Annotated in this window: 11 protein-coding genes; 6 read left to right on the top strand and 5 right to left on the bottom strand. The window is 72.8% G+C overall.

Annotated features, from left to right (window positions below; all coding sequences use genetic code 11):
* Positions 1-69 precede the first annotated feature (69 nt).
* Genes ACZ6S8_RS06860 through ybaK form a run of 3 tightly spaced genes read left to right on the top strand, consistent with a single transcriptional unit; the run spans position 70 to position 2,931 of the window.
* A complete protein-coding gene (locus tag ACZ6S8_RS06860) occupies positions 70-1,665 on the top strand; it encodes an oxidoreductase (RefSeq protein WP_469453165.1) in 1,596 nt (531 codons plus the stop codon).
* Between the two features lie 34 nt (positions 1,666-1,699).
* Positions 1,700-2,437, top strand: a complete 738-nt coding sequence (locus ACZ6S8_RS06855; protein ID WP_383924011.1) for an LON peptidase substrate-binding domain-containing protein — start codon at positions 1,700-1,702, stop codon at positions 2,435-2,437.
* Entirely contained in the window at positions 2,437-2,931 is a 495-nt protein-coding gene (gene ybaK / locus ACZ6S8_RS06850) for a Cys-tRNA(Pro) deacylase (RefSeq protein ID WP_469453162.1), read from the top strand. The genes ACZ6S8_RS06855 and ybaK overlap by 1 nt, the downstream gene beginning before the upstream one ends.
* A 19-nt stretch (positions 2,932-2,950) precedes the next feature.
* Here ybaK and ACZ6S8_RS06845 read toward each other — a convergent pair whose 3' ends face one another.
* Genes ACZ6S8_RS06845 through ACZ6S8_RS06830 form a run of 4 tightly spaced genes read right to left on the bottom strand, consistent with a single transcriptional unit; the run spans position 2,951 to position 6,842 of the window.
* Complete coding sequence (locus ACZ6S8_RS06845) at positions 2,951-3,604, bottom strand: hypothetical protein (RefSeq protein ID WP_469453160.1); 654 nt, start codon at positions 3,602-3,604, stop codon at positions 2,951-2,953.
* Between the two features lie 34 nt (positions 3,605-3,638).
* The gene (locus ACZ6S8_RS06840) at positions 3,639-4,448 is read right to left on the bottom strand and encodes an ABC transporter permease (RefSeq protein WP_469453158.1); all 810 of its coding nucleotides are present in this window, start codon (positions 4,446-4,448) and stop codon (positions 3,639-3,641) included.
* The gene (locus ACZ6S8_RS06835) at positions 4,445-5,494 is read right to left on the bottom strand and encodes an ABC transporter ATP-binding protein (protein WP_469453156.1); all 1,050 of its coding nucleotides are present in this window, start codon (positions 5,492-5,494) and stop codon (positions 4,445-4,447) included. Before ACZ6S8_RS06835 ends, ACZ6S8_RS06840 begins: the two co-directional genes overlap by 4 nt.
* Before the next feature lie 28 nt (positions 5,495-5,522).
* Positions 5,523-6,842 carry an NYN domain-containing protein gene (locus ACZ6S8_RS06830; protein ID WP_469453154.1) on the bottom strand — a complete coding sequence of 440 codons (1,320 nt, stop codon included), beginning with the start codon at positions 6,840-6,842 and terminating at the stop codon, positions 5,523-5,525.
* Positions 6,843-7,064: 222 nt separating this feature from the next.
* Between ACZ6S8_RS06830 and ACZ6S8_RS06825 the strand changes: the two genes are divergently transcribed.
* Positions 7,065-7,229, top strand: coding sequence for a hypothetical protein (locus tag ACZ6S8_RS06825; protein ID WP_469453152.1), 165 nt, complete (start codon positions 7,065-7,067; stop codon positions 7,227-7,229).
* Between the two features lie 90 nt (positions 7,230-7,319).
* Here ACZ6S8_RS06825 and dnaE read toward each other — a convergent pair whose 3' ends face one another.
* The gene (gene dnaE, locus ACZ6S8_RS06820; protein ID WP_469453150.1) at positions 7,320-10,862 is read right to left on the bottom strand and encodes a DNA polymerase III subunit alpha; all 3,543 of its coding nucleotides are present in this window, start codon (positions 10,860-10,862) and stop codon (positions 7,320-7,322) included.
* A gap of 181 nt (positions 10,863-11,043) precedes the next feature.
* Here dnaE and ACZ6S8_RS06815 point away from each other — a divergent pair, with 181 nt between their 5' ends.
* Both ACZ6S8_RS06815 and ACZ6S8_RS06810 read left to right on the top strand, forming a co-directional pair.
* Positions 11,044-12,372: a DUF2252 domain-containing protein gene (locus tag ACZ6S8_RS06815; RefSeq protein WP_469453585.1), complete on the top strand. Its 1,329-nt coding sequence runs from the start codon at positions 11,044-11,046 to the stop codon at positions 12,370-12,372.
* A 146-nt stretch (positions 12,373-12,518) separates the two neighbouring features.
* Complete coding sequence (locus ACZ6S8_RS06810; RefSeq protein WP_469453149.1) at positions 12,519-13,208, top strand: hypothetical protein; 690 nt, start codon at positions 12,519-12,521, stop codon at positions 13,206-13,208.
* Positions 13,209-13,226: the final 18 nt, after the last annotated feature.

The following is a 13,226-nucleotide window of genomic DNA, read 5'->3' as shown; positions in this document are numbered from 1 at the left end:
TACACGCCCCGGGTGTCACAGCCGCCCGTTAGCGTTCCCCTACACGCAGGGACGGCGGAGGGGGACCGCATGACCGAGGCACGCCCGGGCGAGGCGCCGGCGGACCTCACCGGTCCCGAGCGCCGCATGTGGGAGGCGTTCCGTACGGGCGCCGTCTGCGACCTGAGCGCGCGGGCCGCCGACCGGGACGATCCGCACGCCGAGCGGGCCTGGGGACCGGAGCGGGCCGTCCGGGCCGACGTGGTGGCACTGCTGCTGCTCCACGGACCGCCCCCGGTGCCGGGCAGGGTGGCCTCGCTCAAGCTGCGCGGCGTACGGATCACCGGCCGGCTCGACCTGTCGGGCGGCGCGGTCGCCCCGTACGTGGAGCTCCAGTCCTGCCGGTTCGACGGCGAGGTCCAGCTCTCGGAGGCCCGGTTCGGCACGCTGCGGCTGGTCAACTGCGCGCTCCCGCGGCTGGAGGCGGCGCGGCTGCACACCGAGGGCGACCTGCACCTGCCGCGCTGCCGGGTGGCCCGGGGCATCCGGCTGACCGACGCGCAGATCGGCACCGACCTGCTGATCAGCCAGGCCGTGGTGCAGCGGGACAACAAGGGCCGGGCCGTCGTCGCCGACGGCATGTCCGTCGCCCAGGACTTCCAGGGCGAGATGCTGGAGACCTACGGCGAGGTGAGCCTGCGGGGTGCGACGGTCGGCGTGTCGATGAACCTGCGCGGGGCCCGCCTGCGCAATCCGTACGGGCGCTTCGCGCTCAACGCCCCGCAGCTGACCGTCGAGCGGACCCTGTACCTGACCTCCATCGCGCTGGACCACCTGCCCGGCTCGAACTCCTCCACTCCCCCGTACGGTCTGGGCCTGACGCCGCCGAACGGGCGGCGGCAGCAGCGTTTCGAGTGCCGGGGCGGGCTGCGGCTGGACGACGGCCGCTTCGGCGACGCGATCGACTTCTACGGCGCCCGCTTCCTCCTCACCGAGGAGCAGGAGATATCCCTGCGCCGGATCCAGACCCCCGAGTTCCGCTTCGTCGGCGAGCGGCCCGAGCGCGGGCGGGTGGTGGTCTCGGGGGCCAAGGTGGTCAAGCTGGTCGACAGCTCCACCAGCTGGCCGGGCCCGGGCGGGCTGGCCATCGAGGGCTTCGTCTACGAGACCCTCGCCCCCCGCGGCCACTTCCCCCTCGCCCGGCGCCTGGCGTGGGTGGAGGCGGCCACCCCCGAGTACTCGCCGGACCCGTACGAGCGGCTCGCCGCCGTCCTGCGGGCGGGCGGCGAGGACTCCGACGCCCGCCAGGTGCTGCTGACCAAGCAGCGCCGCCGCCGGGCCACCCTGCCGCCGGCGGCGCGGGCCTGGGGGTACCTCCAGGACTGGACGGTGGTCTACGGGTACCGGCCGGGGCGGGCGGCGCTGTGGATGGTGGTCCTCTGGGCGGCGGGCACGCTGCTGTTCTCCCAGCACGACCCCCCGCCGATCAAGGCGGACGAGCACCCGCAGTGGAACGCGGCCCTGTACGCGCTCGACCTCCTGCTGCCGGTGATCGACCTCGGCCAGCAGGGGCACTGGAAGGTGGAGGGCGGCTGGCAGTGGGGGGCGGCGGCCCTCGTCGTCCTGGGCTGGATCCTGGCCACCACGGTGGCCGCGGGCGCGTCGCGCCTGCTGAGGCGGGGGTGACCGGTCCGGGCCCGTGGCCATTACCCTGTGCCTCGTGACCACCGTTCGCCTGCCCCTCTTCCCGCTGAACTCGGTGCTGTTCCCGGGACTCGTCCTCCCGCTGAACATCTTCGAGGAGCGCTATCGCGCCATGATGAGCGAGCTCCTGAAGACGGGCGAGGACGAGCCGCGCCGGTTCGCGGTCGTCGCGATCCGCGACGGCCGTGAGGTCGCCCCGACCGCTCCCGGCCTCCCGGACCAGACGGCCCTCCCCGAGCGGGGACCGGCCGCCGGTTTCGGCGCGGACCCGATCCAGGCCTTCCACCGGGTGGGCTGCATCGCGGACGCGGCGACGATCCGGGAGCGGGAGGACGGCAGCTTCGAGGTCCTGGCGACCGGCACGACGCGGGTCCGCCTGGTGTCCGTGGACTCCTCGGGCCCCTACCTGACCGCGGAGCTGGAAGAGCTCCCCGAGGACACCGGCGAGGGCGCCGGCGCCCTGGCCGAGGGGGTCCTGCGGGCGTTCCGCGCCTACCAGAAGCGCCTGGCCGGGGCCCGCGAGCGGTCCCTGACGGGCGCGGAGCTCCCCGACGAGCCGTCGGTGGTCTCCTACCTGGTCGCGGCGGCGGCGGTGCTGGACATCCCGGCGAAGCAGCGGCTGCTCCAGGCTCCGGACACGGCGACGCGGCTGGCGGAGGAACTGAAGCTGCTGCGCGCGGAGACCGCGGTGATCCGGCACCTGCCGTCGCTGCCGGCGGTCGACCTGACCCGCTCCCCCACGAGCCCGAACTGATGGCGAAGAAGAAGGCGCAGCCGGCGGGCACCCCGGCGATCGCGGCCCTGACGGCGGCGGGGGTCACCTTCGCCACCCACGCGTACGAGCACGACCCGGCGCACCCCTCGTACGGCGAGGAGGCCGCCGAGGCCATGGGCGTCTCCCCCGACCAGGTGTTCAAGACGCTGGTCACGGACGTGGACGGGGTCCTGACGGTGGCCGTGGTGCCGGTGTCGGGCTCCCTGGACCTCAAGGCCCTGGCGACGGCGGTCGGCGGCAAGCGGGCGGCGATGGCCGACCCGGTGCTGGCGGAGCGCACGACGGGGTACGTCCGGGGCGGCATCTCGCCGCTGGGTCAGCGCAAGCGGCTGCGCACGGTGCTGGACGCCTCGGCCTCCGGCCGCGCCACGATCTGCGTGTCGGCGGGCCGCCGGGGCCTGGAGGTCGAGCTGTCCCCCGCGGACCTGACCGCTCTGACGGGGGCCGTCCTGGCCCCCATCGCCCGGGCCTGACCGCAGGGGTCGCGCGGGATCAGCCCCGCGGGGGCTCCGGCGCGGCCGGATCGGCGTGCACGTGCGGCGGCGGGTACGGGGAGGCGACCCACTCCGCCGCCGGCTCGGCGTCGTGCGGGGACCACAGCGCCGTCAGCCCGAGGTGCACGAGCACCGCGGCCATCGGCCACGCGAGCAGCACCCCGTACGCCAGCAGCTGGAGCGGCGCGTCGAACGGGACCCCCTTGCCGGCCTGCCGCGCGGCGGTGACCAGGTCCGTGGAGGGACCCAGCCACAGGCCCAGCCGCCAGCCCACCAGCGCGGCGAAGCAGGAGCCGACCGCCAGGCCGATCACCAGCGTCACGCCGCCGGCCCGGCGCCACAGGAAGACGCCGACGGCGCTCAGCACGCCCAGGCCGGCGGCCAGCAGGAAGAAGGTGCCGTCCGCCCCGATCCGGGCCTCGCTCTCGGAGTTCCGCAGGAACACGGCCTCCCCGTTGGAGACGTACTGCGCCCGCGGCGCCAGCCACGCCCACAGCAGTCCGAGGAGCACCCCGGCCACACCGACCGCGAGGGCGACGGCGGCGCCGTCCCGGACGTCCGCCGGGGTGACGGCGGCGTCTCCCCCGCCGGCCTTGCGGGGCGGTGGCGGCGGCGGGTCGAAGGGGGAGGGCGGGGTCACGGCTTCGGTCACCCCCACATCGTGCCAGGTAAGCCCGGCACCGGCTTCAGCGGACCGCCGCCCGGCGGTACGCCCAGGTGGCGATGGCCAGCGACAGCACGCCGACGGCGGCGCACACGCCGAGGTCGAAGAGGACCACGGCCCAGTCGGGGTCCGCCGCGAAGGTGCGTGCGAACGCCTCCACCCCGTACGTGGACGGCAGCAGGTCCCGCGCCCACACGATCACCTCCGGCATCCGCTCCGGCGGCAGCACCCCCAGCAGCAACGCCGCGGACATGCCGAGCTGCCCGGCCAGCGTGGCCAGCTCCTGGCGCGGCGCGAGCAGCCCCAGGGCCGCACCGAGCCCGGCGAGCGCGGCCCCGGCCAGCGGCACGACGGCCGCCAGGATCCACAGCCCGCCCATCGGCAGTCCGAAGAGCACGCACCCGAACACCGCGGTGACCAGGGTGCCGGGCAGGGTGAACGAGGCGTACGCGGCGGCCGCTCCCAGCACCACCGACGCGGGCGGCACGGGCAGGGTGGCGTAGTGGTCGAGCCCGCCGCCGGCCCGCAGCTGCCCGAAGTACTGCGCGAGCAGGTTCAGCGCGACGAAGGCGACCACGAGCACGGAGGAGCCGGCCACGACGGCCCGCGCCTCCGAACCGCCGTCCACCACGCCCCGCATCAGGATCATGATGCCGACGGACTGGAAGGTCGCCACGAACAGCAGCGGGATCCGCGCGACCCGCGCCCGGGACAGCTGCGCCCGGTACACGGCGGCCAGCGCGGGGAAGAACCGCGCCTTCGGCGCCAGCTCGGCGGGGGCGCACACGGCCCCGGCGGGGACGTCCACGGCGTCCGCGGCAGCGGTAGTCACGACTTGACCAGACCCTTCATCCGCCCGCCCAGCGCCAGGTAGACGTCCTCCAGGCTCGGCGTCGCCAACGTGAAATCGTCGAGGGCGGCGAACGCCGGCCCCCCGGTGACGGCGGCCACCGCGGCCCGTGCCTCCTCGGGCGGCAGCCGCAGCACCCAGCGGCGCCCGGACTCGGCGGCCAGCGGGGCGAGCGCCGCGACCTCCGGCACCTCCAGCGGGGCGGCGGAGCGCCACACCAGCTCCAGCCGGACCTCGCCGGAGACCTTGGCCTTCAGCCCGGACGGGGTGTCGCAGGCGATGACCTTGCCCTGGTCGATGACGGCGACCCGGTCGAGGACGGTCTCGGCCTCGATGACGTTGTGCGTGACGAGCAGGACGGTCGCGCCGTGCCGCTCGCGCCGCCGGTCCACGGCCGACCAGACGGCCCGCCGGGCGAGCGGGTCCATGCCGGTGGTGGGTTCGTCGAGGACCAGGAAGGGCCGCTCGCCCACCAGCGCGGCGGCGAAGCAGGCCAGGCGCCGCTGTCCGCCGGAGAGCTTCTTCAGGGGCCGCGCGGCGATCTCGGTCAGCCCGAGCTCGTCCAGTACGGAGTCCCGCGCCGCCCGCGCCGCCCGGGCGTCGAGCCCGCGCAGCCGGCCGGTGGTCTCGGCGGCCAGGGACACCGTCAGCTCGTCCAGGGCGGTGGACTCCTGCCCCAGGTAGGCGAGCAGCCGGGCCGCCCGCCCGGGGTGGCGCACGAGGTCGTGTCCGAGCAGGGTCACGGTGCCCGCGTCCGGTCGCATCAGCCCGGTGAGCTGGCGGACCAGGGTGGACTTGCCGGCGCCGTTGGGGCCGAGGAGGCCGAAGATCTCGCCGCGCCGCACGTCGAGGCAGACGCCGTCGGTGGCGCGGGTCTCGGGCAGGGCGGGAGCCCCGCGCCGACCGCGCACCGCCGGATACGTCTTGACCAGGTCACGCACCGCGCAGACCACGTCGGAGGCCGCTTCCGCGGCTGCTGCCGTGCCGCGCTTCCCGCGGGGTTCCGCCTGTGCTGTGCCCGTGCTCACGAGGGAGCAGCCTACGGGGTTCCCGCCCCTACTCGGCCGCCGGGGCCGACGGCGTCGCCGCGACCGAGGGGTCCCCGGGGCCCGCGCCGGGCGGGGCGGCCGGTACGGCGGCCACGTGCTCGGCGGCCGCGCGGACGTCGATCTCGCGCCAGAAACCGGCGCGGATGGCGTACCGGTCGTGCTCGTCGATCTGGTCGTCCTTGTGCGCGAGGAGCCCGAACCGGGCGGCGTAGCGCAGCAGCTCCCCGTCGATGCGGTGCGGGATCCGCGGGTACATCGTGGCCAGTTTCTGGAGGTGCACGGTCTCGGGGAGCCGTTCCATCCAGCGCCGGGCGAAGACCTGCCCGACCTCGAAGGGGTCCCCGCCGACCGTGGTGATGTCCTCCTCCCGGTCGGCCCAGCGCTGCTCGGCGCTGGTGAGCTGGGCGAGGGTGGGCAGGGAGGCGGTCTCGGCGGGTTCCCCGAGCGGGCCGGCGCGGTCGATCCAGCCCTTGTCGGAGGACCACCGCAGGGCGCTGCCGGCCGGGGGCTGACCGCCGTGGCCCCCGGCCGGCCCGGCGCTCTGCGGGCCGGGGGCCCTCAGCGAGCCGGCGAGGTCCTTGGGGGTGGGTACGGTCTTGCCCCCGGAGACGGCGGGCGCGGGGACCGGTACGCCGCCCTGCTGCTGCTCCTCGCCCGCGGCGGTGCCGTTGCGGGCGGCCTCGGCGAGCGCGGCCTCGGGGAGCGGGGCGGAGAGGATGGCGGCGATGTCGGGGCGCGGGGCGGGCGGCGGCGAACACAGCCCGGCCAGGTCCTTGGCCCGTACGGCGCGGGTGATCCAGGCCCGGTCCAGCACGCGGCGCTCGTCGGCCTCGGCGACGAGGTCCTCGGACTGGTTGTAGTCGCCGTCGGCGGCCTGGACGGCCCACAGGTGGACGGCGACCCCGTGCTCCTTGGCGGACATCAGCCCGGGCAGCAGGTCGCCGTCGCCGGTCACCAGGACGACGTCGGAGCAGGCGCGGTTGCGGGCCAGCTCGGTGAGTTCGGCGTGCATGGCGGCGTCGACGCCCTTCTGGGCCCAGCGTCCGTCGCTCCGGGTCAGGGCGCCCAGCCGGACGGTGACGCGGGGCATGACGCGCAGCCGCCGGTGCTCGGGCTGCGGCACCCGGTCGGGTGCGCCGTCGAACCAGTAGATGCGCAGCAGGGGCTGCTCGGTGTCGGCCTCGGCCCGCTCGCGCAGGCCCTGGATGAGGGCGGCATGGTCGACGGTGATGCGGGAGCGCGAGGGCTCCCCTGCGAGAAGGCTGGCGGCGGCGCCCAGCAGATAGCCGGCGTCCACCAGGACGACGCAGCGGTCCACGCGTTCCACCCTCTTCCGTGGGGGTCCTCTGGATATTCCCCGAGTCTGCCCGACCGCAAGGGTGTTGACGGCCGGAACTCGATCATCGGCGTGGCGGATCTCACGCGGGACGCGGACGGGCGCACGGAAGGGACCGCCGACTACGCGCAGTAATGATCCAAAATGCGCGGTTTCTGGCGTTGTGTGAGTGTGAAGGCGTCCTGGCCCCTAGACCCTCACGGAGGCTCCACCATGGCCAAGAACAAGAACCAGAAGCAGCCGTCGAAGCAGCAGACCCGCTCGTCCGCCCCGGACCAGGCGAAGAGCTCCGCGGAGTCGTCGGAGTCGATGTCCCAGGCGCCGAGTCCGATGGATATGGCGCACAAGAGCAAGCAGAAGAAGTTCGGCCACAACTGACTCCTGCGGGCCCGCGCCCGCGCGTGCAGTGACGGCAAGGGCCCGCCCGGCATCGCCGGGCGGGCCCTTCCGCGTGCGGGGCGGGCGTCCCTATCCGGCCAGGCAGGACGGTCCGAGCAGCACCTTGAGGTCGCCGAACAGCGCCGGGTCGGGCTTGACGCGGTGCTTGTCGAGCCGCAGGACGGTGGTCGACCGGGGGCCCTGGAGCTTGATCCGCACCTCGGTGTTGCCGTGGTGGTGGCGCAGGATCTCGCCCAGCCGGGTCACCATCGGCGGCGTGACCTTGACCGTGGGGATGGTGAGCACGACGGGCGCGTTGGTGCCGGCCGAGGAGACGTCGGGGACCATCATCTCCATCGCGACCAGGCGGGGGACGTCCTCGCGCTTGTCGAGGCGGCCCTTGACGAAGACGACGGTGTCCTCGACCAGCTGGGTGGAGACGAGCTGGTAGGTCGCGGGGAAGAACATGCACTCGATGGAGCCGGCCAGGTCCTCGACGGTGGCGATGGCCCAGGCGTTGCCCTGCTTGGTCATCTTGCGCTGGAGGCCCGAGATGATGCCGCCGATGGTGACGACCGCGCCGTCGGAGTGCTCTCCGCCGGTGAGCTGGGAGATGCCGGCGTCCGTCTTGTCGGACAGCACGTGCTCCAGGCCGAAGAGCGGGTGGTCGGAGACGTAGAGGCCGAGCATCTCGCGCTCCTGGGCGAGCAGGTAGGACTTCTCCCACTCGACGTCGGAGAAGACCACGTCGAGCCCGAAGCCCGGCTCGTCGCCGGCGCTCTCGTCGCCCATCGCGCCGAAGAGGTCGAACTGTCCCTCGGCCTCCTTGCGCTTGACCGCCACCACGTTGTCGATCATCGGTTCGTGGTGGGCGACGAGGCCCTTGCGGGTGTGGCCCATCTCGTCGAAGGCGCCGGCCTTGATCAGCGACTCGACGGTCCGCTTGTTGCAGACCACGGCCTCGACCTTGTCCAGGAAGTCGGGGAAGGAGGAGTACTTCCCCTTCGCCTTCCTGCTCTTGATGATCGATTCCACGACGTTGGTGCCGACGTTGCGGACGGCGGTGAGGCCGAAGAGGATCACGTCGTCGCCCTGGGCGGCGAAGTTCGGCTCCGACTCGTTCACGTTCGGCGGCAGGACCTTGATGCCCATGCGACGGCACTCGTTGAGGTAGATCGCGGACTTGTCCTTGTCGTCCTTGACCGAGGTGAGCAGACCGGCCATGTACTCGGCCGGGAAGTTCGCCTTCAGGTAGGCGGTCCAGTAGGAGACGAGTCCGTACGCGGCCGAGTGGGCCTTGTTGAAGGCGTAGCCGGCGAAGGGCACCAGGACGTCCCAGAGGGCCTTGATCGCCTGGTCGCTGAAGCCCTTCTTCTTGGCGCCGCCCTCGAAGATGACGAAGTTCTTCGCCAGTTCCTCGGGCTTCTTCTTGCCCATCACGCGGCGCAGGATGTCGGCCTCGCCGAGCGAGTAGCCGGCGATGATCTGGGCGGCCTTCTGGACCTGCTCCTGGTAGACGATCAGGCCGTAGGTGACGGCCAGGACCTCTTCGAGCGGGCCTTCCAGCTCCGGGTGGATCGGGGTGATCTCCTGCTGCTTGTTCTTGCGCAGGGCGTAGTTCGTGTGCGAGTTCATGCCCATCGGGCCCGGCCGGTACAGGGCCGAGACGGCGGAGATGTCCTCGAAGTTGTCGGGCTTCATCAGGCGCAGCAGGGAGCGCATGGGCCCGCCGTCGAACTGGAAGACGCCGAGGGTGTCGCCGCGGCCGAGCAGTTCGAAGGTCTTGGGGTCGTCGAGCGGGAGGCCGAGGAGATCGATGTCGATCCCCTTGTTGGCCTTCACCATCTTGACGGCGTCGTCCATGATCGTGAGGTTGCGCAGGCCGAGGAAGTCCATCTTCAGCAGGCCGAGCGACTCGCAGCTCGGGTAGTCCCACTGGGTGATGGTGACGCCGTCGGAGTGCCGCACCCAGACGGGCACGTGGTCGGTGATCGTCTCGCTGGACATGATCACGCCGGCGGCGTGCACGCCCATCTGCCGGACCAGTCCCTCCACACCGCGGGCGGTGTCGATGACCTTCTTCACGTCCGGCTCGTTCTCGTACATCCCGCGGATCTCGCCGGCCTCGCTGTAGCGGGGGTGCGTCGGGTCGAGGATGCCGGAGAGCGGGATGCCCTTGCCGAGGACGTCGGCGGGCATGGCCTTGGTGAGGCGGTCGCCCATCGCGTACGGGTAGCCGAGGACGCGGGCGGAGTCCTTGATCGCGTTCTTGGCCTTGATGGTGCCGTAGGTGCCGATCATGGCGACCTTGTCGGCGCCGTACTTCTCGGTCACGTACCGGATCACCTCGACGCGCCTGCGCTCGTCGAAGTCGATGTCGACATCGGGCATGGAGACGCGCTCGGGGTTCAGGAAGCGCTCGAAGATCAGGCCGTGGGTGAGGGGGTCGAGGTCGGTGATGCCCATGGCGTACGCGACGATCGAGCCGGCCGCGGAGCCTCGGCCCGGGCCCACCGCGATGCCCTGGTTCTTCGCCCACATGATGAAGTCGGCGACCACGAGGAAGTAGCCGGGGAAGCCCATCGAGATGATCGTGTCCATCTCGTACTCGGCCTGCTTCATCCGGTCGTCCGGAATGCCCCCCGGGTAGCGGCGGTCCATGCCGCGCATGGTCTCCTCGCGGAACCAGGTGACCTCGGTGTAGCCGTCCGGGATGTCGAACTTCGGCATCAGGTTCCGGAACTGGAACATGCCCTCGGTGTCGACCTGCTCCGCGACGAGCCGGGTGTTGGCGCAGCCCTCCTGCCAGGCGTCCGAGGAGTCGATGGCGTACATCTCGTCCGTGGACTTCAGGTAGTAGCCGGTGCCGTCGAAGCGGAAGCGGTCCGGGTCGGAGAGGTTCTTGCCGGTCTGGATGCAGAGCAGGGCGTCGTGGGCGCCGGCCTCGCTGGCGTAGGTGTAGTGCGAGTCGTTCGTGACCAGCGGCGGGATGCCGAGCTTCTTGCCGATCTCCAGGAGCCCGTCGCGGACCCGGCGCTCGATCTCGATGCCGTGGTCCATCAGCTCCAGGAAGTACCGCTCCTTGCCGAAGATGTCCTGGTACTCGGAGGCGGCCTTGAGCGCCTCGTCGAACTGGCCGAGGCGCAGCCTGGTCTGGAGCTCGCCGGAGGGGCAGCCGGTGGAGGCGATGAGCCCCTCGGACCACTGGCTGATGGTCTCCTTGTCCATCCGCGGCCACTTGGTGAGCCAGCCCTCGGCGTACGCGTCGGAGGACAGCCGGAAGAGGTTGTTCAGGCCGGTGGCGTTCGCCGCCCAGATCGTCTTGTGCGTGTAGCCGCCGGAGCCGGAGACGTCGTCGCGCTTCTGGTGCGGCTGGCCCCACTGGATGCGGCGCTTGTTGCGCCGGGACTCGGGGGCGACGTACGCCTCGATGCCGATGATCGGGGTGATCCCGGCCTTCTTCGCGGTGTGGAAGAAGTCGTAGGCCCCGTGGAGGTTGCCGTGGTCGGACATCGCGATGTGGGACATGCCCATCTCGTTGCACGCGTTGAACATGTCCTTCAGCCGCGCGGCACCGTCCAGCAGGGAGTACTGGGTGTGGACGTGCAGGTGCGTGAAGGGCGGCTTGGTCACGGTGGGGATCCTCCGGCGGGGAGAGAGGGCGGCAGCTACGAATCCTACGTCTCCCGGGTGACAGATCACGGGCACCGACGGGTACGGTCATCCGTTGCAGAACCAGGACCCCGGTCCTGCCAGCATGGTCAGCACAGCGCTCCACCCGCGCTCCACCCCGCGCCACCAGGAGGCATCCGCCATGGCGGTTCCCGAGACGACCGACGAACAGCGTGCCGAGCAGATACTCGACGTGTTCGACACCGCGTTCGGCGAGCTCCTCGCAGCCGACCCGGCTGCCTTCCAGGTCAAATTCCGGAAGATGGCGGCCTCGGCCTTCGCCTTCTACCGCGGCACGGCCTGCCTCTTCTACGCGGACCTGGAGCGCGACCGCCACGGCGGCGGCCCGTACGTGGACGAGCGCACCGGCCGGGTGTGGATCCACGGCGACCTGCACGCCGAGAACTTCGGCACGTACATGGACTCCAACGGCCGGCTGATCTTCAACGTCAACGACTTCGACGAGGCGTACGTCGGCCCCTTCACCTGGGACCTGAAGCGGTTCGCGGCCTCCGTGGCGCTGATCGGCTACACCAAGGCGCTCAGCGACGAGCAGATCAGCGGGCTGGTGCGGACCTACGCCGGCGCCTACCGGGAGCGCATCCACCGCCTGGCCGCCGGGGCCAAGTACGAGGAGGTGCCCTCCTTCACCCTGGACACCGCCGACGGCCCGCTGCTCGGCGCGCTGCGCGCGGCCCGCGCGCGCACCCGCTTCTCGCTGCTGGACTCGATGACGGAGATCCGGGACTTCGAGCGGCGCTTCGCGCCCGGCCCGGGCACCATCGAGCTCGACGCGGCGACGCGCTACAAGGTCCTGGACGCCTTCGACGGCTACCTGGAGACCCTGCCCGACGAGTCCCTGGTCCGGCCCGACTCCTACCGGGTCAAGGACGTGGTGGGCCGCCGGGGCGTCGGCATCGGCTCGGCCGGGCTGCCCTCGTACAACATCCTGCTGGAGGGGCACAGCGACGCCCTGGAGAACGACGTCGTGATCTACCTCAAGCAGGCGCAGACCCCGGCGGTCTCCCGGCACGTCACCGACCGGGCCGTCCGCGACTACTTCCACCACGAGGGCCACCGCACGGTGATATCCCAGCGGGCCCTGCAGGCGCACGCCGACCCGTGGCTGGGCTGGACGGAGCTGGACGGCTCCGGGCAGCTGGTGGCGGAGGTCTCCCCGTACGCGGTGGACCTGGACTGGGGGGACCTGGACGACCCGGAGGAGATCGCCGCCGTCGTCGCCGACCTGGGCCGGGCCACGGCGACCATGCACGGGGCGGCCGACGAGGCGGAGAGCGGCCACTCGCTGGTCCCGTTCTCGACCGAGCGGGCCATCGACGCGGCGATCGCGGCCGACGAGGAGGGCTTCGCGGAGCTGCTCGTGGAGTTCGCCCACGCGTACGGCGCCCGGGCCCGCGCCGACCACCAGATCTTCGTGGACCTCTTCCGCAACGGCCGCCTGATGCCGTGAGCCGTGGGAGCCGGGCCCTGGGGGTGTCGTCACAGTCGTTCCGTGCGCCCGGAGGGCGGGCCGTGCCGGGCGCCGCACGGCAGGAGCGAGTGTGACGACACCCCCAAAGGCCCGGCTCCACAGGCTCTCGTGGCACACTCGCGACGATGGACATATCAGGGGCAGGACTCCGGGGGCTGCGGGCCGCGCTGTTCAGCGCGTTCGTCGTGCTGCTCTCCGCGGGCTCGCACGTCCTGATGTCCCGGGTGCCGCTTCCGGCCCCGCTGCTGGCCGGGGCCTTCGCCGCCGTCTTCGTGATCGCGTACGCGCTGGCGGGCCGGCGGCGGGCCTTCGGGCCGATCGCCGGGCTGCTCGTACCGCTGGAGCTGGCCGCCGACACCGTCTTCACCGCCGGGCAGCACCTCTGCTACGGCCCGGCGGGCGGACCGGTCTCCGGGCCGCTGCGCGCGATGGGCCTGGACGCGCTGTGCGGCGGCTCCCCGGTGGGCGGGCCGCTGACCGAGGTGGCCGGGCCCGTCTCCGATCCGGCGGCGCTGCTGGCCTCGCCCGGGCCGTGGACGCCCTGGCTGCTGCTCGGGGCGCACGTGTCGGTCGGGCTGGTGGCCGCCGGGTGGCTGCACTGCGGCGAGCGGGCGCTGGCCCAGCTCCTGCGGGCGGTCGCCGTCGGCGCGTTCCGTCCGCTGCTGCTGGCGGTGGCCTCGGTGGCGCCGGCCCCGGGGGCGGCGCGGCGGGTGCTGCGGTCGGTGCTTCCGGGCGCGGGGGCCCGTACCCGGTTCCCCGCCCACTCCGTGGGTCGGCGGGGACCGCCCGCGCCGGGTGCGCTCGCGCGCGCCTGACGCAGGTACGACACCCCC

Source organism: Streptomyces sp. NPDC048461 (assembly GCF_055587105.1).
Note: the sequence above shows the minus strand (reverse complement) of the source record. Positions and strands in the feature narration are given on the sequence as shown.

Bases quoted from the DNA above. Each gene is read 5' to 3' on its own strand.
- ACZ6S8_RS06825 (WP_469453152.1), top strand. From the start codon at position 7,065: ATGGCCAAGAACAAGAACCAGAAGCAGCCGTCGAAGCAGCAGACCCGC.
- ACZ6S8_RS06815 (WP_469453585.1), top strand. From the start codon at position 11,044: ATGGCGGTTCCCGAGACGACCGACGAACAGCGTGCCGAGCAGATACTC.
- ybaK (WP_469453162.1), top strand. From the start codon at position 2,437: ATGGCGAAGAAGAAGGCGCAGCCGGCGGGCACCCCGGCGATCGCGGCC.
- ACZ6S8_RS06860 (WP_469453165.1), top strand. From the start codon at position 70: ATGACCGAGGCACGCCCGGGCGAGGCGCCGGCGGACCTCACCGGTCCC.
- ACZ6S8_RS06810 (WP_469453149.1), top strand. From the start codon at position 12,519: ATGGACATATCAGGGGCAGGACTCCGGGGGCTGCGGGCCGCGCTGTTC.